Below are 19,636 nucleotides of genomic sequence, written 5' to 3'. Positions count from 1 at the left end.
CGTCATCCGGCGCGGAAGCCCTTGCCAAGGCGATCCAGACCGTCAGGCTGAACGCCTGCATAAGCATCCAGCACATAATGCCAGAGCGCCAGACGCGAGAAGTCCGGCGTATCGGCAATTCCGTCCTCATCGGTCAGGAACGGGTTGGGGAAATAAATCGACAGTGTTGACTCGCCGTGGCCGTTCTTCATTTGCAGCGACCAGGTGACCGGGTGACCGTTCTTGTCGAGGCAGCGAACGAGTTCCGCAGAGCCGGGGCGGCGATGGGCCACAAGCTCGGGCGGGGTCGGAAATTCCGGCGACCCCTTGTTCTCGCCGATACACAAGTGAAAGTGGCCGCCCCGGCCCCAGTGTACGGTAAAATAGCCGCCGCCGACGTTGATCGACCTGGGCTTGCCCGGGCAGCGCAACTCATACGCGCCGCCTTCAATCATCGGGCCGAAGATCAGTTTGTCCCAGTGATTTTCAAACAGGTCGCGGAACAGGGCCTCGAGCCAGTCCTGCGCAAGAGGCAGGGGCCATACATGGGCGCGCACGCGCCCGTCAGGGGCACGGCGCTCCTGCATCAATATGGGCTGTCGGGCTGCCGGAAAGTCGGGAGAAGTCATGGCGGGCATCTCCAAGATTCAGAAAGGGAGGGGGATGCGGGGCAGTGCATTGGCACCCCCCCGCTTCTCAAATGCCCGGATCAGAAGTTGACCCGGAGACCGCCATAAACGCTCGCCCCGAGCGTGTTCTTGCCCCAGCTGACCTGATAGTGCTTGTCGAAGACGTTCACGACGCGGCCATAGACCTCCAGCCGGTCGTTCAGTTGCCAGGACGACATCAGGTCAAACACGGTGTAACCGTCGGTCGCACCGCCATAGCTGGAGGCATTGCGGCTGCGGTAGCGGGCGCGCACGCTGACGCTCACATCCTCGATCGGCGTCAGCGTGACCATGGTGCTGCCGCTGTTCTTCGGGCGGCCCATGTCGAAGTAGCTGCCGTTTTCGTCGCTGTCTTCTTCTGCGGTCAGGTAAGTGTATGTTTGCTGAACGCTCAGCCAGTCGGTCGGGCGGAGTTGGAGAGCAAGCTCTACGCCAGACTTGCGGGTGCGGCCATACTGGGTGTAGCCGCCCCACTGGCCGACGCCGGAATCCCAGACGATTTCATTGCGGGTATGGCTGAAGAAATAGCTGACCTGCGCCGTGACCGTGTCGCCGAACGACCAGTCGATGCCGACATCGCCGCCCTTGCTGGTTTCGACATCCAGATCCGGATTGCCATAGGTCGGGTCAAACAGCTGATAGAGGCCCGGCGCTTTGGCACCCGTGCCATAGCTGGCCCGCAGCTTGATCTGGCTGCCGCCGACCGCGTCTTCGATCACATAGGCGCCGGTGACGCGATAGGTGTCAAACGTGCCGAAGCGGCTATTGTCATCAATGCGCGCTGCGCCCGTGAAGGTGAGGTTTTCCAGCGGGCGTACGGCCAACTCGCCATAGATCGATTTGGTGGTGACGTGAGCATAGAAGTCACCGCTGTAGAGCGTCACCTGCTTGGTTTTTTCACGCTCGATATTGCCGCCGACAGCCAGGCTGATCACGTCGTTCAGCTTGTAGTTAACATTGGCCGAGGCGCTGTCTTTGGTGCCGCGGTAAAGGTCGCCATCATCAGAATAGGAGGGGCCATAATACAGGCGCTCGGCGACATAGCGGCTTGCGGTTGCATCCGCATTCAGGCGACCATCCCGGCTTTTATAGCGCGCCTGACCAGCAAAGGCGTACTCCGTCTTGGTGACGGTGTTGCTGTTGTCAGACCCCGTGTTGTCGAGGTCGGAATCGGCCTTCTGCCAGAAGCCGATGGCCTGCAACTCAACCGTATCGGAGAGCTGGTAGCCGGTACGGCCGGAAATGCCATAGCGCCAGTAGGAATCCCTTTCCGTTGCCGGTCCGGTTCGCGGGTCGGCCAGCGAGGGGCCATCGTGGCTATAGCCGGTGGCGGTGATGCGATAATCCAGCTTGCCGTGCTTGCCGAGCAACGACGCGCCGCCGTTCCAGGTGTTGTGCGCGCCATATTCGCCCTGGGCGCTGAGACGCACGCCGTCTTCCGTTGCACGGCGGGTGATGATGTTCACAACGCCGCCGATGGCGTCCGAACCATAAAGGGAGCTTTGATTGCCGCGCAGCAGTTCGATACGCTCGATGTCGGCCGTGATGAGGTGGTCGGCCTGATACTGGGTGCTGGTGGAACTGGGATCCCCAAGCTCAATGCCGTCGATCAGGAACAGAACCTGGTCGTTATCCGAGCCGCGCACGCTGATGTTGACGTTATCGCCGGGGCGGTCGGTGGTGACCTGAACGCCCGCCAGATCCTGAAAGACCTCCTTGGCAAAGGTGATCTGGCCAAGGTTGAGGTCTTCGCGGCTGACAACGGTGTAGGCGCTGCCGATCTCACGCGCTTCAAGCGGCAGGCGGCTGGCAGAAACCACGATCGTGCCAGCATCATCGGCCGCGCTGTCCGCGTGCGCAAGGGTTGGAAGCAGGCTGAGGGCTGTCGTTGCCATCAGGGTTGAGAAAACGAATTTCATACGTCTGGTCTTCCGGCGTCCGAGCAGATTCGGGACGGCGGGAACATGCGCGAGCCTCCGCCATTAGCAGCGGATAGACGAACGGCATTGCACGCGAAAAATGGAGGACGCCTGTCTCCCTCTGCCGCGCGCACAGTGGCTCCCGCCACTTTGTTCGTCGCTCAGACGGAGAAATACCGTGCCTCGACCATCCCCTGGATCAAAGCAAGAGCGACCTAACGCCGGCAGGTCTCCTGGCTCGCGGGTCATCGCTTGATGGTCGGCCTTCCCAGGCTTGTGGTGCTTGGCACCGCCCAGTGGCTGCCCCTCCTTTGGACGGGAGAGGCGTGTCCATCTCGCTCACCGCTTACAGTTGCAGGGACAGCTGTGGAATTGAACAGGCGTCGGTTGCCCGGCGTATGTTCGCACCACATTCCCATATTATGCCCAAAGGGCACCGGCGCGATCAGCGGTTGATCCGGCAAGCGAATCAACCAGGCTCAGTTCATAGCGGCTTGTTTGATAATTTCAATACAGCGTTTTGCGCGCCTGAGGAACACCCGACAGTCGATAAAATCGCTCGAACGCTGGGCGGAGAGGCAAGTCAAGACCACGTCAGGGTTGCTCGCAATCGACCTGTCGCCAGGCAGTGATGATCTCTGGTTTTGAAAGGAGCCGCTCTATTTCCTGGGGCGGATAGGTGGAGAGCCGGATCGTGGAGCCCCGCAGGATCTGGGCGGTTCCCGACTGGCGCAGTCGGCCATCCTTGCTCCAGCGCAGCCGCTCGGCCGGGCTGATTGACAGGATTTTTTTAACTTGCCGCGGGCTTAAGGGTTTCTGCGCGATGGCGGAAAGCTTTTGCACGATGGCATCACGCAGTTTCTCTGCATGGTTCGCCATAGCCAGGGGAAACGCGCACTCTCGCGCAGTCCGCACGATGACGGCGCCGGATTGCTTCATCAGTCGCTTGAGCGTGGCATCGCGATCGCCGGCATGAACCTTCAGTCCGAGGGGAAGGTCTCCTGCTACGCTTACGCATATCTCAGCAGCGGTTTCCGTGCGGACTTGGCTTACAATGCTGCGAATGCGCACGTGATCCGGTTCGTTGTTCGGTCCTGTCGTTTGACTGAACATGTTCGTCTGGCCGGGCTGGGGTCTACCGCCCTCGGTAAGCGGAGCGAGGCGGGATGACGGATTGGTGTGTGCCCGTCAAGTTTTTTTGAAAGGCAAATTCTGGCCAAACCGGACCCGCATTGGACTGATCTCGTTGATCGCCGCGGTCTCCAAAAGTCTTATAATCAACGGCTTGAGGTTCTGTTGCCGATGGTATAGCCGGAAGCAAGCTGCTGTCAGGCCAGGTTCTGGCCACGGTAAATGAGCCGACCGGTTCAGCCGAAGGGAGGGCAAGGTCCGACCGAACGCAATGTGAAGGCGCGACAGCGCCGTGTCGGTAAATCCGGCCTAGCAACTCCTGTAAAAAATGCTTCGGAGATGCCCGTATCCTCCGGGTCCGGCGAGCGCGGTCTGTACGGCCCGGAACTGGCCGGTCAACTCTTCCTCTCTGTTTTTCCAGCCGTTTGGGCGTCAGACCTTCCGCAAACAAGCGGAGAGAGGATCCGATACTTTCGTATTGCAAATGATAACGACTCGCACTAGCACTGCCTCCAACACATGTTTGGGGGTTCCCATGATCAAGCGCACCATCAGCCTCTACCTTATGACGGCAGTCGCCTGGCCGGCTCTTGCAAACGACGTTGCAGATAACGATGCGGCTCAAGGCAGCCGCGAGATCATCGTCACGGCGACGGGTCGTTCCTCGGCCACCAGCACCACCAAGACCGACACGCCGATTATTGAATCGCCGCAGTCGATCGCCGTCATCAACCGGGATGAGATCGATCTGCGGGCCTCGCCCACAATCGCCGACGCTCTCAGCTACACGTCGGGCGTTCAGGCTGAGGCCTTTGGCATCGACAGCCGTGTCGATGAGGTGTCGGTGCGTGGCTTCGGCGCGGGCGGTTTCTCCTCGAACAACAACTTTGTGGATGGCCTGCGCCTTCCCTCCGGCGGGCAGTGGACACGGCCCGGTTTCGATACGTTTGCGGTTGAGCAGATCGAAGTGCTGAAGGGCCCCTCTGGTGCACTCTATGGTCAGACGGCTCCGGGCGGCGTCGTCAACATCGTGACGAAGCGGGCAACGGACCGCTTCCATGGGGAGGTGCTGCTTCAGGGCATTGGCACCACCTCGCTTGGCCGGTGGAATTATCAGGCGGCAGCGGATGTGGGCGGCCCGGTCTCCGATACGCTCTCCGTCCGGCTGGTGGCGCTCGCCCGTGACGGCAATACGCAGGTCAAGGATGTGAAGATCGGCCGTTATTATGTCTCGCCATCTGTCACATGGACGCCAGGCGACAACACAACCTGGACCATGCTGGCCCAGTATCAGCGCGATGAAGGCGGCTCGACATTCCAGTTCATGCCGGAACTCGGCACGCTGAGACCGACCAACGGCCGCTATATCGCCAACGATGACAACCTTGGCGAGCCCGACTGGAATGACTTCGACCGGGATCAGTTCCTGATCGGCTCGTTCCTGTCCCACCGGTTTGGCGAGAACATCACGCTTCGCAACAACACGCGCTACACGCATCTGGAGACGCTGTATCGCGTCGTGGTGCTGTCAGGAAATACGCTGACCACGTGCCCGGCCAACATTGTCGGCTGCATTCCGGGGCAGACGATCGGCCGGCGCGCAGTGCAGGGCGTGGGCGAAAGCGACGGCTTTGCAACCGACACCCAGCTGGAGGCGAAATTCTCGACCGGTGCGGTACAGCACACGCTGCTGGGCGGCTTCGACTATTTCCACACGGATTGGGAGCATTATCGGGATCTGGTGGCAGGTTCGCAGGTGCTGCCGTTGCTCGACTTCTTCAACCCGGTGCCGCGGGGCTCTGCCACCTATAAGGACAACCTGAGCCCGCAGATCTATAAGGAAACGGTCAGCCGCCAGTCCGGCGTCTATGTGCAGGACCAGATCGAGGTTGGAAATCTGCGCATGACCATCGGCGGCCGTCAGGACTGGGCGAAGGACAATACCTATAATCCGGTTACTGGTGAGCGCTTCATCACCAAGAGCGATGCCTTTACGTGGCGCGCAGGCGCGGTTTACCTGTTCGACAATGGCCTTGCCCCGTATTTCAGCTATGCCGAGAGCTTCCAGCCGCAGGTGACCGATCTGTCGTCCAGCCTCAACGGCGAGCCGTTTGATCCGACAACGGGCCAGCAGTACGAAGCGGGTATCCGATTCCAGCGGGGCAACAACATTTACGTGACGCTGGGCGGCTACCAGATCACCCAGCAGAACATGACGACGCCCGATCCCAACGGGACGCTGTGCGGCACTTCGACCTGCCTCGTGCAGACCGGCGAGGGACGTATTCGCGGCATCGAACTGGAAGGCAAGGCCAGCCTGCCGTGGGGCATGGCTGTCATTGCAACGCTGACCCACAGCGACAGCAAGGTGACCAAGACCACCACGCCCGAGCAGCAGGGCAAGGAACTGCCGCAGGTGCCGGACTGGATGGCCTCGCTGTTCCTTAACCAGAGCCTGACCTCCGGGCCGCTGACCGGACTCGGGTTCGGCGGCGGCATCCGCTACACCGGCAAGAGCTACGGCGACAGCAACAATACGCTGAAGATCCCCGACTACACGCTGTTCGATCTGTTCGTGCGGTATGACCTTGGCGCTCTGAACCCGTCGCTTTCGGGTATGTCCGTTTCGATCAACGGGCGCAACATTGCCGACAAGCGCTATGTGGCGACCTGCACGGGGGTTGCGGCCTGCTACTACGGTCAGGGCCGCAGCGTGACGGCGCGGGTGCAATACAAGTGGTAAGGCTGGCGGGCCTTTTTCTCTCAGTCCTGCTGCTGATGGCGCAGCCTGCCTGGGCTGCGCCATGGGAGTTGCCGCGATCCGACGTCATCGAGATGGCGGCAGGGGATGGACACGTTTACCGCGTGCTGGTGGCCTGGCCGGAGGGCGAGCCACCCGCCGCGGGCTGGCCGGTGCTGTGGATGCTGGATGGCGAGGACAACTTCGCCCTCGCTGTGCAGACTGCGCGGCGTCTCACCCGTGGGCACCCGAGGGAAGCGCTGAAGCATGGGCTGATCGTGGCCATCGATTCCGGGCCGATTGCGCGGCGCATTCTGGACTATACGCCTGCCGTGCCGGGCTATGCCATTCCGGAAGGACGGCCAGCGCATGGCCAGAAAACCGGCGGAGCCGAAGCCTTCCTGTCTTTCATCGAGACAAAGGTGCGCCCGCACATTGCCGCACGCTGGCCGATCAACACGGCACGCGAGACGCTGGCGGGGCACAGCTTTGGCGGTATTCTCGCACTGTATGACCTGCGCCGTCACGGGAACTTCGATGCCTATGCGGCGATCAGCCCGTCGCTGTGGTTTGCAGATGGCAAGGCGCTGCCGCGCGAGCGGCCGGCGACGGCCAGGACCGTAATCCTTGCCGGTTCGCGCGAAGGGGGCCCGGCCAACGGGGTTCTTGAGCACGGGGAGCATTTGGCGGCTGAACTGCGGGAAGGCGGTGCTGACGCGCGGTTCGGTCTGCTTGAGGGGCACACGCATGGAACCACCATGCTGGCCGCGATGATGGATATCGTGCGCCTGGCCTTTGGAGGGGAGAGGTCCGAATGATCGCCTGGATGGGAGGGCTGTTTGTCTGCGTCGCGGCGTTGCTGCTTTATGCAGCCTCGCCAAACCAGAAGTTGACCCGCGTCAGACGGTGGGTCTCGGGGCTTGCGTATCTCGGCGTTGCCGCCTTTGCGCAAGGGCTCGTCCTGCTGCTGCAATGGGCAGGTCCGGCCACGGCGGTTTTTATTGCATTAACGCTGGCCATGCTGGTGTGGACGGTGGTGCCGCTAGGCATTGCCTGGCTGCGTTCGTCAACGGAGGCTGGCGAATGAAACCGCTGTCGAGCCAGGACTGGTTGGGGAAGTCGAGCGCGGGACTGATCCTCGGGTTTCTCCTTGCCCTCGGGCTGTCTGGCCTGTTCAAGCTGGCCAATGGCGTGGAGGAAGCATTCTTCTCCCTCAAGGGTCAGTTCTCCATGTGGATGATCTCGCCGATCTGGGGCCTCATCCTGAGCTTCTGTTTCCTGTTCGGGTCGCCCGCGCGTGCTTGGGGCTGGCTTGGGCTCGCCAACCTTCTGCTGTGGGGAGCCTTGTGGGCGCTGGGGGGAATCGCGCTATGAAAATCCGCACCGACATCGTCAAGATGTACAAGGAAATTCACGGCTGGGTCGGCATCATCTCCGGTCTTGCCCTGTTCATCGCCTTCTATGCCGGGGCGATCACCATGTTCGAGGAGCCGCTTCAGCGCTGGGCCTCGGCCCCGACGCGGCTGGCTCCACCGCCGCCGCTGGACCGCACGGACGAACTGGTCGCCAAGGTCATTGCCGCCCACCCTGAAGCCGCGACGGACTATGATATCCACGTCGAAACCGGTCCCGATCGACCAGCTCGCATGTCGTGGGAAGTCAGAACCCCGGGCGGCGATGGCCATGCACCGCGCGAGACATTTTATGCCTCGCTCGCGCCGGACGGCGGCTTGCAGGTGGAGCGCGAAGGCCCGTCACCGGTCGCGCAGTTCGTGGATGTGCTGCATCAACAGGTGGGCTTGCCGTTCGAGCATGAGATTTCCATGCCGATCATGGGCGCGATCGCGCTGCTCTATACCATTGCGATTGTGTCCGGCCTGATCGTGCTGCTGCCGAGCCTTGTGAGCGATCTGTTCGCGCTGCGCATCGGCAAGAACGTCAAGCGCATGTGGCTGGATGTTCATAACGTGCTCGGGTTGTTCAGCCTGCCGTTCCATCTCATCATGGCACTGACGGCCATCGTCTTTGCCTTCCATGACCAATTTTATGATGCACAAGGCGCGCTGTTCGGCGGGAAAGATCGCCGCCCGCCGGTCAGTGTCGCGCCGCCTGAAGCCGGAGGCCAGACGCTGGCGCCAACGGAGGTGCTGCGCCGGGTTGCGGAGCAGGCGCCGGGCTTCACAGTGCAGCAGATTTCCTATGGCGTGGATCGTGCCGAGCAGCCGTCGCTGCGCGTTACGGGCCGCGATCCGCGTTATGGCCTGCGCGGGCCGACCTTCGGCCTGGTGGAGCTGGACCCGGCAAGCGGCGCGTTCACGTCAACGGATTATATGCCGGGCCATCAGGATGGCTGGGGCGCAACGATCGCCAGCTTCTTCGCCCTGCATTTCGGCAGCTATGGCGGCACGCCGATCCGCTGGTCCTATTTCCTCATGGGGCTGGCCGGGGCTTTCCTGTTCTACACCGGCAATCTGCTGTGGGTGGAATCGCGCCGCAAGCGTGAGCGCAAGGATGGCTTGCCGGAGCAAACCAGATCCACCCGGATGCTCGCGGCTCTGACCATCGGCGTGCCGCTGGGCTGCATGGCCGGCATTTCGGTGACGGTTGCCGCCGCAAAGCCGCTGGGCCTTGGCGCTACCGAGGGGATGCACAGCGCCATTTATTACGCGGTCTTTCTCGTCTTTGTCGGCTGGGCTTTGCTGCGCGGCGCGCCGCGCGCAAGCCTTGAACTGACGGTTGGCTGCATTGTCGCCATGCTGTGCATTCCCGCTGCCACCCTGCTGACCATGAACTCTCACCCACCGGTTCTGCCGATTGTCGATGCCGTTGCCATCACGTTGGCAGCCGCGTTGATGGTGTCGCTTGTGCCTGCCGCGCGGCGTAGCAAGCATGGTCCGCGTGACAGCGTCTGGTCACGGCAGACAGCGAGCCCATAAACCAGATTGTTCAGCGGCGGGGATTAGGCTGCACTCACGGCTGCGTGAGTGCAGTTTCCGCATTCTGGGGTTCCCGGTAACAGCGCAACGAAGTTGGTAGGTCCTCGTCATTGGCCGTGTACGTAAGAATACCATTGGACCGGGATAGGTTAAGCTGGAGCCGGGACGTGATTCATGCTCCTTTAGGACTGGAGAGGTTGATGGCACGACGTTGATATGCGCAGGCGGACAAGGAGTGGTCGATTATCGCGCCCTTGCTTCCCAATAAACTGCGGGGAGTTCCGCGGATCGATGGGCGTCGGGTGGTCAATGGTATTCTTTGGCCGTTCCGCTCGGGGGGCTGCCGGGTTCGAGATCAGGGAACGGTATGGGCCATCGACAACGTGCTACTTCCAGCTTCTCTGCAGGCACAAAGCCGCCTGATTTGCCATTGATCTGTTTAGCCAGCAGGTAGTCTGAGCCTTGTTCGACATAGGTCAAATCCGGCCCCCGCAACCAAAACGATAAAAGCCAGCCCCAAGGGCTGGCTTTTGGCGTTTTTGGACGTGAGGGCTCGGTGAATGAGCCGACCGGTTCGGACCAAGGCGCGTCAGCGCCGAAGGTCAACGCGAGCAAAGCGAGCGGTAAATCCGGCCCCCAGCTCAATTCCAAAAAACAGCAAATCCAGTAACCGCAACCACCGATGCAAAACAGCCCCGGCGCATAAAGCCGGGGCTGTTCTTGTTTGCGGTAAAGGCGGCCACACGGCCGCGTTCGGCTGCCCTTTCCAGACCGTCAGCGCTCCATACCGGCCGATGCCTTTGCGCGGCGACGGCGGGCAAAGGCGCACCCTGCCAGGGCAATCCCGGTCAGCGCAAGCCTGCCCGGCTCCGGCACAGACGCGGCCTCCGGCGCTTCGAAACGAAGCGTCAGGCGCACATATTCGCCGACGCCGTAATCGTCGACGTCATAGCCGAAAACGCCAAAGAAATTGACGACACCATCACTCAGGATGGCGAGAAGTTCAGCTTCGGTCAGCGTGGCTGTCACGGAGATCAACGGGTCTACGCCTTCGTCATACATCATGTCCCACCCATCCGGGCCGTGATTGCCGACACCCCCAAATCGGTCGTCCGACGGGTCGCCATTGGCCAGCCGCCCCAGCGAGATGCCTTCGATGGAAATGAGAAGCCACTCTATAACTTGGTCGGATTCTCCATACCACTCGACGGTCAGGGTGCCGGGACCAACAGCAGCGGTCGGGGTCCCGGTCAGCTGGAGGGAGAAGCTGCCTGCCGTCGGCCAGCAAATTCCCAAGTCGCAGTATTCAGTGACCTCCACCGAACCGCTGTATGGAGCGGCCAGGGCTCCGGCAGCCGGCATCACGGCACAGAACGCTGCCGTCACGGCTGCGCGCAGGTGTTTTTTAATACTCATGTTGATTATCCCCTGTAGTTCGAACCCTGATCAGCCCCATTCATTGCGCAATCGAATCCAGAGGCCTCTCGACGTGGCCCGAGGCAAAAACCGTGCCGCCACAAACAATTAGCCGCGCCAAATAAAATGTTTGTAATATATTCATATCGTTACCGGCCGGGAGCCAGGGCTGCAGACGCCATGGATGTTCCGCGTCCGTAAGAAATTTCGACAGTGATCCACTCTTGACGGACAAGCCGCGGGCCCATGCAGGATTGGCCCCGTGGTCCTGGGCATCTGTCACTCCGGCGGATGACAGACGCCCGCGAACGCGTTGTGTCGCGAGCCGTTTTCCTCGAAGGGCAGGGGTATCCCTTGCCGGACGTTCTCCCGGATTGGAGGTGCGCTGTGACAGGCCGCTCCGTTCCTGTTCACCGGCTTCCCGACCTTCCGGCGCCGGACGTTGGGCTGACGGAGGCGGACGTCGCCGCCATCGTGCCGCTTGGACGATAATTTCCGCACCATCGTCCGGGCGATCGCCGAAGGACGGCAGCGTTCTGTCAGCCTGCGCCGCATGGCCCGGATGTGGTTCAATAAAAATGGCTGGAAGACGGACACGCGAACTGCGTCAGGTCAAAGCGCTGAGTCCGGGAAAAAAATACTCTCGAAAATGCGGCATTCCATCAGCAGCACACAGATTTCTGGCTGTTGTGGGACTAATCGACTAGTTGCAAGAGAGTAGTAAAAGTGATGTTCCGCTGTGATATGTCCATACTTTACCTGAGGTTTTCTGCCGCATCAATGTGATTGTGGCAGATTCGGGGCAGGTTCAACTTGGCATTCATCTAACGGTTCATTAGGCTTTCCCGCGAAGCGGCAGGGGTATTCACATGCGGATTATGGACATGCTGCATCTCCAGAAACTGATTCTGGAGATGGTCGCGACCGGTCGTCCGCTTGATGTGACGATGGACCGTCTCTGCCGGGAGGTGCAGGCCGTTCTGCCCGAGGTCATCTGTTCGGTGCTGCGGGTAGACCAGGAGGGATTGCTTCATCCCCTGGCCGCACCCAGCCTGCCGAAAGCCTACTGCGAGGCGCTGGATGGCCTGCCCATCGGGCCGAACGTGGGCTCCTGCGGTTCCGCCGCCCATCGCCGCATTCCCGTGACCGTGACGGATGTGGCGACGGACCCGCGATGGTCCGGCTTCGAACACTATATCGTGCCGCTGGGATTGCGCAGTTGCTGGTCCAGCCCGATCCTGGGCGCGGATGGACGCGTGCTCGGCACGTTCGCATTCTATTTCCGCGAGGAGAGGGGGCCGACGGAACAGGAAGAGGCGACGGTCGCCGCCTGTGTCCACCTTTGCATGATTGCTCTGGAGCGTCATGAACGTGGGCTGGAAAGCGACCGTCTGGCCAACAAGGACGCGCTGACAGGCCTCGGCAATCGCGCCTCCTTCAACCGGGTGCTGGCGACCTTGCCGTGCAGCGTCCCCGGCTCCTGGGCGCTTCTCGTCATCGATCTCGACAATCTCAAGGTCACGAACGACACCTTCGGCCATCTGGCTGGCGACGAGCTTCTGAAGGAGGTTGCCAAGCGTGTGGTGCGCATGTCCGGCATGGACATGGCCTTCCGGCTCGGAGGCGACGAGTTCGCGGTCATCGTCCGTCTGCCCGACCCGCACGGCGATCTCGACGCCATTGCCCAGCGCATCCTGGCCTCGCTCGACCAACCCGTGACGTGCAACGGACACTATGTGCACCCGCGTGCGACCATCGGCGGCGCGATCCTGTCCGCCGATGATCCTACAGCCGAGAGCGTTCGGCAGAAGGCGGATTTTGCCCTCTATCATGCCAAGGAAGTGTGCCGCGGCGGATTCGTTCGCTATCAGCCCGGGATCGGTACGGCGATCACCAAACGTCTGACCGCGATCAAGGATGTCAACGCAGCGCTGCGCGATGGGCGCATCCGCGTCTACTATCAGCCGGTTGTGGCGCTCGACACAGGCGACATCGTGGGGGCCGAGGCCTTGTGCCGGCTGATTACGGAAACCGGCGAGGTGGTCTCCGCTGCCGAATTCTGCGAGGCGACCCTGGATGCCCATGTGGCCTATGCCCTGACGGAGTATGTCCTCGCGCAGGTTGTCTCGGACATGCGGCAATGGCTCGATATGGGCATCCGCTTCCGGCACCTGGGTATCAACATCTCCTACGCTGATATTCAGCGCGGCAACCTGGGGGCGCGTCTTGCCGACACGTTTGCGAAGGGGAACGTCCCTCTGGACCGGTTGGTCATCGAGATCACCGAGAATGTCTATATCGACCGGCATGACCACGTGATTGCCCGGGAGGTCGCCGCCATGCGCGCGCTCGGCATTCGCCTGGCGCTGGACGATTTCGGTACGGGATATGCGTCGCTGACCCATCTGCTGACGGTTCCCGTCGACATCATCAAGATCGACAAGTCTTTCATCGGAAGTCTGGAACCCGGAGCGCCAAGCAGTGTGATCGTCGACGGGCTGCTTGCGATCGCGCGCAAGCTCGGAATTGATGTGGTGGCCGAAGGCATCGAGCGTCCGTCCCAACTGGAGCAGTTGCGGGCCTACGGCGGCTTGCTGGCGCAGGGGTATCTGTTTTCGAAGGCCGTGGACCCGCACGCGATGACTGAATTGTTCCTGCAAAGCGCGGGGGCAAGGTCCATACCATCCGGCATCATCGAGTGAGTCCCGTCCAGAGATCATCCAAAACGCTGATGAGTATTGGATTATAACCATTCTTGCAGGGCTGCTTGAGGCGGATTTTCCCAGATGGGAATTGTGATTGCTTTTTCCCCTGCTAGATTACGGGGCCGAGACAAGAACATCTGTCGCGCGGCGCCGGAGTTCTGTCAGTCGCATTTGTTTGGGCCGTGCGTGTGTTGAAGCGAAATCATGTCCTTGTCGGCGTTCCCGTCCTTCTGCTGACGCTTGCCGCTGCCTGGTGGCTGGCCGGGCCCGGTACGGCCCCGTCGCCTGACCCGGAAACCTCTGACGCCCAACCGGCGGCGGAGCAGGGCATTCTCCCGGTCGACAGCAAGCAGGCCGAGCAGCTCGGCATCCGCCTTGCGCCCGCCGAGGCGGCAAACGAAACATTGCTTGCCACCATTCCGGCCCTGATCCAGCCGCCTGCCAATGCCCGCGTCGCGGTGGCGGCAACCTTTCCCGGCGTCGTGGTGCGGACGCTGGTGGTGGAGGGTGACAGCGTCCGCAAAGGGCAGCCGCTGGCGGTTATATCCAGCCGCGACGTTCTGACGATCGGCGCGGATCTCGCCCGTGCGAGCGCGCGGCGGGATGTGGCGGAAGCCAACGCCGCGCGGATGATGCAGCTCAGCCGCGAGGGCATCATCGCGGCTGCGCGCGCCGACGAAGCCGAGGCGCTGGCCGCCGAAGCCCGCGCAGACGTTGCCGAGAAGGCGCGCATCCTGCGCATGGCCAACGCCGACGGTGCAAACGGCACCTATACGCTGACCGCCCCCATCGCCGGGCGGGTGACGACCGCGGCCCTTCAGGCGGGGGACCCGGTCGATGGCACCACCGCGCCCTATGTGATCGACGCGGTCGACCGGTACGAGGTCGAGGGCCAGCTGCCCGAGCGTCTGGTGGGCATGGTCCGGCCCGGCATGGCGGTGCGGATGGGCCCTGACATCGCCGGTCGCGTGACGGCGGTCGGGGCGGCCATCGATCCGATGACCCGTTCCGCCACGCTCAAGGCCGAGATCCCCGCTGCGCCGGGCATTATCGCGGGCAAGGCCACCAGCCTGTCCGTCTTCGGCCCCGCGCCGGAGGGGGCGGTGAGCGTGCCGACGGCGGCCGTGACGATGATCGACGGCAAGGCCGTGGTGTTCGTCGCAGTCCGGTCCGGCTTTGCCATGCGCGAAGTGACGGGCGCCAACGGCAGCGGAGACCGCACGGTGCTGCTGGCGGGCGTGACGCCGGGCGAGCAGGTCGTGATTGCCGGAACGAGCGCCCTCAAGGCGCTGGCCTTGTCGCAGTAACGCCCATGCTGCGCTCTCTCGTCGCCAAGGCGCTTTCCTATCGCCTGCTGGTTCTCGCGCTGGCGCTGGTCACCGCCGTGCTGGGGGCCTGGGCCTTTCTCAACCTGCCGGTGGATGCCTATCCCAATATCGCGCCGACGCAGGTGAAGCTCATCCTCAAGGCTCCGGGCATGACGCCCGAGGAAGTGGAAAGCCGCGTCATCACGCCGATCGAGATGGAGATGCTCGGCATCCCCAACCAGACGGTGCTGCGCTCGACCGCAAAATACGCGATTGCAGACGTGACCATCGACTTCACCGATGGAACGGACATCTACTGGGCGCGCCAGCAGGTGGCGGAGCGCCTGTCCGGGGTCATGGACGAGCTGCCGGACACGGTTAGCGGCGGGCTGGCGCCGATTTCGACGCCGCTCTCCGATGTCTACATGTTCACGATCGAGGGGCCGCTCTCCCTTCAGGAAAAGCGGGAGCTGCTGGACTGGACGATCCGGCCCGCGCTGCGCACCGTGCCGGGCGTTGCCGATGTCAATGCGCTCGGCGGCTACGTCCGCACGTTCGAGGTCCGGCCGGACCCGGTTGCGCTTGCGAGCGCCAGGCTGTCCGTGGCGGAGTTGCGCGACGCGATCGAGAGCGGCAACCGCAACGATGGCGCGGGCCGCCTCACCAGCGGCGAGGAGGCCCTGATCGTGCGTGCGGTGGGCGCCATTCGCACCGTCGAGGATCTTCAATCCCTGGTCATCACCAGCCGGGATGGCCGCATTGTGCGGCTCGGCGATGTGGCAAGCGTCGGGACAGGCAGCCTCACCCGCTATGGCGCCGTCACCAAGAACGGCACGGCGGAGGCGGTTGAGGGTCTGGTGATCGCCCTGCGCGGGGCGGACGCGCGGCAGGTGGTGGAGGGCGTGCGCGCCCGGCTGGCGGATGTGGAGAAAACGCTGCCTGCGGGTACGCATATCGATGTTTTCTACGACCGGTCCGACCTCATCGAGCGTGCGGTCGGCACGGTCGAGAAGGCGCTCCTCGAGGCGACCATCCTCGTGGTGGTGCTGCTGATCCTGTTTCTCGGGGACTGGCGCGCGGCGGCGATTGTCGCCGTGACCCTGCCGATGGCGGCGCTCATCACCTTCCTCTTCATGAGCGGCATGGATCTTTCCGCCAATCTCATGAGCCTGGGCGGGCTTGCGATCGCCATCGGTATGCTGGTCGATGGCGCTGTGGTTGTGGTCGAGAACATCGTCGAGCGTCTGGGGCGGGCGCACGGGGCGGGCCAGCCGCGCCTCAATCTGGTGTTCCAGGCGGCGGGCGAAGTGATCGCGCCGGTGTCGGCGGGCATCATCATCATCGCGCTGGTGTTTCTGCCGCTGCTGTCCTTGCAGGGGCTGGAGGGCAAGCTGTTCTCGCCGGTCGCACTGACCATCATTTTCGCCCTGATTGGCTCGCTGCTGCTGGCGCTGACGCTCGTGCCGGTGCTGTCGTCCTATTTCCTCAAGGGCGGCCATCAGGGCGAACCCTGGATCATGCGGCAGCTCGGGCCCCGCTATCAGCGGCTTCTCGCAGGCGCGTTCGCACACAAGCGTCTGGTCTACGGATTGTCGGCGGCCGGTCTGCTGATCGCCGGGATTGCCTATGCCACCGTCGGCAAGACGTTCATGCCGACCATGGATGAGGGGTCGGTGATCGTCCAGCTGGCCAAGCTGCCCTCGATCAACCTGGAGCAGTCGATCCAGGGCGACATGGCGGCGGAGCGTGCCATGCTGTCCGTGCCGGAAGTGCAGGACGTGGTCGCCCGCGTCGGCTCCGACGAACTGGGCCTCGACCCGATGGGGCCGAACGAGACAGACATTTTTCTCAGGCTAAAACCTCACTCCGAATGGCGCGGCGACAAGGATTTCATCGTCGAGGAAATCCGCAAGGCGCTCGACGACCTGCCCGGCATCCAGCCGACGTTCACCCAGCCGATCGAGATGCGCGTGTCCGAGATGTTGACCGGGGCGCGGGGCGATCTCGTGGTCAAGATCTTCGGACCGGATCTTGCGATGCTGTCCGACCTTGCCGGGCAGATCCAGCATGTTCTGACCGGCGTGCGCGGCGCAACGGAAGTGATCACGGTCGCCAACGACAGTGTGGACTATCTCCAGCTGGACATTGATCGCGCTGCGGCCGGCCGGTTCGGCATGCCAGTTGACCATCTCGAAGAAGCCCTGCGCGCCCAGGTGGAAGGCATCCGGGCCGGCGTCGTCGCCGATGGCCAGAAGCGGGTGCCGATCGTCATTCGCGGCGACGAAAGCCTGCGCGCCGATCCCGCGCGGTTCGCCGATCTTCAGCTGCACACGCCGGAAGGCATTCTCGCCCGGGTCAGCGACATGGCGCGGGTCGAGCGGACCCAGGGGCCGGTGAAACTGGAGCACGAAAACGGCTCCCGTTTCGCGCTGGTGCAGGCGTTTGTCTCGGGGCGCGATCTTGTGGGCTATGTGGACGAAGCCCGGGCGGCGGTCGAGGCGCACGTCAAGCTGCCGGCCGGATATCACATTGTCTGGGGCGGACAGTTCGAGAACCAGCAGCGGGCCTCGGCCCGGCTGATGCTGGTGATTCCGATTGCCCTGGTGCTGATCTTCTTCGTGCTGCTGGCAACGCTGCGGTCGCTGCGCGCTTCGGTTCTCATTCTGCTCAACATCCCCTTCGCCATGGTGGGCGGCATTGTCTCGCTCTGGGCGTCGGGCCAGTATCTCTCGGTCCCGGCCTCGGTCGGGTTCATTGCGCTGCTGGGCATCGCCGTCCTCAACGGACTGGTGCTGGTTGCGTACTTCCGGCAGCTGCGCGCCGAAGGCTACAGCATGGCCGAGGCCGTGCGGCTCGGCGCGGAGCGCCGGCTGCGGCCGGTGCTGATGACCGCCAGCATCACCGCCTTCGGCCTGGTTCCGCTGCTCTTCGCCACCGGGCCCGGCTCGGAGATTCAGCGGCCGCTGGCGATCGTGGTGATCGGCGGGCTCGTCACCTCGACGCTGCTGACGCTGGTCCTTCTGCCCATCCTGTTCGAGCGCTTCGGGGAAGGTGCCGGGGAAGCCGACAATGTCTGATATTCTGCTCACCTTCCACTGCGCCGCCCGCGACACGGATATCCTTGTCGCGGCGATCCGCTCGGTTTCGGACGCGCCCGTTCATATTACGGCGAAACAGGTCTCCGGCATCGATTTCGCCGACGCCAGCACGGCCGAACAGGTCGCCGGGCGTCTCCAGCGCAATGCGCTCGAACTGATCGTCGAGGAAGCAAAAATGGCGGAACTGGTCGATGCCGTCACCCGGGCCGCCCGTCAGTTGCCGGTGCGCTGGCATGCGGTGCCTGTCCTCGCCCGCGGGAGGATCGCATGAGGCGGCTTCGTCCACTCCTGATGCTCTCCGTGTTTCTTGCGGCGGCGCCTGCCCTGGCGCAGCGGGCCGATCTGCCGCCCCCGGAGACGGTGATCGAAGTGCTCGACAATCACCCCGCCGTCAAGGCCGCCGCTGCGCGTGTCGAGGCGGCCCGCGCCAGCCGCGACATGCTGGCGCGCGGGCCCCATGAGGTGACGGTTGAGGGCGGCTACGTGCGCCGGAGCGTGGATTACGAGGGCGAGTTTGACGAGTTTGACGTCAGCATTACCCGTCCCTTCCGGCTGCCGGGCAAGGCCGCGCTCGATCGCAAGGCCGGCGCGCTTGAAATCGAGGTGGCGGAAAACCGGATGGCGGATGTTCGGCACCAGGTCGCGCTGGACTTGTCCGGCCTGTGGCATGACTGGCTGACCGCCGCCAGCCTGTATCGCATTGATCTCGAGACCGTGCGCTGGCTGGAAGCCGAGCTGTCCTCGCTCCAGCGACGGGTGGCCCTGCGCGATGCCTCCGAGCTTGAGGTTGATCAGGCGATGGCCGCGCTGGCGCAGGCCGAGGCCCAGGCCGCCGCCTCGCTCGCGGCGCGGGAGGAAGCGCGCGTGACCTTGAGCGCAAGTTTCCCCGAAATTCCGCTGCCGCCGGAGCCGCCCGAGCTGGTGCTTCCTGAGTCCCCGCCGCAGGGTCTGGAAGCCTTGCGGGAGCTTGTGATCGAACACAGTCACGAGATCCGCGCCGCTGCCCGCGAGGCAGAGCGCCTGGGGGTCGTCTCCCGGCGGGTCGGGGCCGACAGGTTTGCCGATCCCTCGTTCGGCGTGCGCATGTTCAGCGAGCGCAGCGGCATGGAAAAGGGGGCGGGTGTGGTCGTCTCCGTGCCGCTGGGCGGCGGCCACCGGCGCGCCGCTGCGGATATGGCGTCGGCCGAAGCCAACGCCGCGCGGCTTGAACTGGAAAATGTCATGCGCTCCGTCACCGCGGTTGCCGATGCGGACCTCTCCAATGCCCGGACCCGGCTGAAGGCGTGGCAGCGTGCGCAGGCGGCGGCGCAAAGCGCGGCTGAAGCGGTTGGAAGGACCGAGCGCGGCTATCAACTGGGCCAGATCGATCTTGCTGATCTGCTCTACGCCCGCCGCCTCGCCAACGACGCCCGCCGGGCTGAAATCATGGCACGGTCAGACGCCAGCCGCGCCCTGCTCAAGATCCAGATCGACGCGCACACCATCTGGTCACCGGATGAGGACGGAGACCACTGAGGGCGATTTTCGTGGCGATTATTGAGGCGTCAGCACCGTTTTCAGGAATCACTGACGCTCACGCGCCCGACAGGCGCTGTATCGCCCCGGATGCCGCCCGTACCGAGGTGCTCACCAGCCGTCGTTTGTCATCCAGGCAACGCCTGCGTTTAGATATCCAGATGGACCACCGACCGTCAGCCCGCCGTTTCAGCTGTGCGTTGTGCAATGTAAATTTGCTCC

The 19,636-nt window shown here is 63.2% G+C and carries 14 protein-coding genes, 1 pseudogene and 1 riboswitch; of the genes and pseudogenes, 11 read left to right on the top strand and 4 right to left on the bottom strand.

The genetic code is table 11. The features are described from left to right. Positions 1-2: 2 nt before the first annotated feature. From ACSJJU_RS10565 to ACSJJU_RS10555, 3 genes are all read right to left on the bottom strand, one after another. Complete coding sequence (locus ACSJJU_RS10565; RefSeq protein WP_435915392.1) at positions 3-608, bottom strand: DUF7676 family protein; 606 nt, start codon at positions 606-608, stop codon at positions 3-5. An 80-nt stretch (positions 609-688) separates the two neighbouring features. Beyond that, positions 689-2,566 (bottom strand): TonB-dependent receptor plug domain-containing protein, encoded by a 1,878-nt coding sequence (locus ACSJJU_RS10560; protein WP_435915391.1) that lies wholly within the window; start codon positions 2,564-2,566, stop codon positions 689-691. Positions 2,567-2,772: 206 nt separating this feature from the next. Continuing rightward, positions 2,773-3,022, bottom strand: a riboswitch (cobalamin riboswitch). Between the two features lie 138 nt (positions 3,023-3,160). Next, positions 3,161-3,679, bottom strand: coding sequence for a hypothetical protein (locus ACSJJU_RS10555; protein WP_435915390.1), 519 nt, complete (start codon positions 3,677-3,679; stop codon positions 3,161-3,163). Between the two features lie 553 nt (positions 3,680-4,232). On the opposite strand from ACSJJU_RS10555, the gene ACSJJU_RS10550 reads away from it, so the two are divergent. From ACSJJU_RS10550 to ACSJJU_RS10525, 6 genes and pseudogenes are all read left to right on the top strand, one after another. After that, positions 4,233-6,440: a TonB-dependent siderophore receptor gene (locus ACSJJU_RS10550; RefSeq protein ID WP_435915389.1), complete on the top strand. Its 2,208-nt coding sequence runs from the start codon at positions 4,233-4,235 to the stop codon at positions 6,438-6,440. Then, positions 6,434-7,255 carry an alpha/beta hydrolase gene (locus ACSJJU_RS10545; protein ID WP_435915388.1) on the top strand — a complete coding sequence of 274 codons (822 nt, stop codon included), beginning with the start codon at positions 6,434-6,436 and terminating at the stop codon, positions 7,253-7,255. The genes ACSJJU_RS10550 and ACSJJU_RS10545 overlap by 7 nt, the downstream gene beginning before the upstream one ends. Next, positions 7,252-7,524: a hypothetical protein gene (locus ACSJJU_RS10540; RefSeq protein ID WP_435915386.1), complete on the top strand. Its 273-nt coding sequence runs from the start codon at positions 7,252-7,254 to the stop codon at positions 7,522-7,524. Before ACSJJU_RS10545 ends, ACSJJU_RS10540 begins: the two co-directional genes overlap by 4 nt. After that, complete coding sequence (locus tag ACSJJU_RS10535) at positions 7,521-7,811, top strand: hypothetical protein (RefSeq protein ID WP_435915384.1); 291 nt, start codon at positions 7,521-7,523, stop codon at positions 7,809-7,811. The genes ACSJJU_RS10540 and ACSJJU_RS10535 overlap by 4 nt, the downstream gene beginning before the upstream one ends. Further along, positions 7,808-9,373, top strand: a complete 1,566-nt coding sequence (locus tag ACSJJU_RS10530) for a PepSY-associated TM helix domain-containing protein (RefSeq protein WP_435915383.1) — start codon at positions 7,808-7,810, stop codon at positions 9,371-9,373. Before ACSJJU_RS10535 ends, ACSJJU_RS10530 begins: the two co-directional genes overlap by 4 nt. 239 nt (positions 9,374-9,612) lie before the next feature. Beyond that, positions 9,613-9,807: pseudogene (locus ACSJJU_RS10525) on the top strand (hypothetical protein); the annotation flags it as partial. Between the two features lie 340 nt (positions 9,808-10,147). Here the strand turns inward: ACSJJU_RS10525 and ACSJJU_RS10520 are convergent. Next, positions 10,148-10,789, bottom strand: coding sequence for a PEP-CTERM sorting domain-containing protein (locus tag ACSJJU_RS10520; protein ID WP_435915382.1), 642 nt, complete (start codon positions 10,787-10,789; stop codon positions 10,148-10,150). Positions 10,790-11,658: 869 nt separating this feature from the next. On the opposite strand from ACSJJU_RS10520, the gene ACSJJU_RS10515 reads away from it, so the two are divergent. The 5 genes from ACSJJU_RS10515 (at position 11,659) to ACSJJU_RS10495 (ending at position 19,414) form a co-directional block, all read left to right on the top strand. Next, complete coding sequence (locus ACSJJU_RS10515) at positions 11,659-13,491, top strand: bifunctional diguanylate cyclase/phosphodiesterase (protein WP_435915381.1); 1,833 nt, start codon at positions 11,659-11,661, stop codon at positions 13,489-13,491. Positions 13,492-13,682: 191 nt separating this feature from the next. Further along, positions 13,683-14,801: an efflux RND transporter periplasmic adaptor subunit gene (locus ACSJJU_RS10510; RefSeq protein WP_435915380.1), complete on the top strand. Its 1,119-nt coding sequence runs from the start codon at positions 13,683-13,685 to the stop codon at positions 14,799-14,801. Positions 14,802-14,806: 5 nt separating this feature from the next. Then, positions 14,807-17,878, top strand: coding sequence for an efflux RND transporter permease subunit (locus tag ACSJJU_RS10505; protein WP_435915379.1), 3,072 nt, complete (start codon positions 14,807-14,809; stop codon positions 17,876-17,878). After that, the gene (locus ACSJJU_RS10500; protein WP_435915378.1) at positions 17,871-18,170 is read left to right on the top strand and encodes a DUF3240 family protein; all 300 of its coding nucleotides are present in this window, start codon (positions 17,871-17,873) and stop codon (positions 18,168-18,170) included. The genes ACSJJU_RS10505 and ACSJJU_RS10500 overlap by 8 nt, the downstream gene beginning before the upstream one ends. Continuing rightward, complete coding sequence (locus ACSJJU_RS10495; protein WP_435915377.1) at positions 18,167-19,414, top strand: TolC family protein; 1,248 nt, start codon at positions 18,167-18,169, stop codon at positions 19,412-19,414. Before ACSJJU_RS10500 ends, ACSJJU_RS10495 begins: the two co-directional genes overlap by 4 nt. Positions 19,415-19,636 lie beyond the last annotated feature (222 nt).

The organism is Pedomonas sp. V897, from assembly GCF_051304405.1.
GTDB lineage: Bacteria > Pseudomonadota > Alphaproteobacteria > Sphingomonadales > Sphingomonadaceae > Pedomonas.
This window is presented reverse-complemented; position numbering and strand designations above follow the sequence as displayed.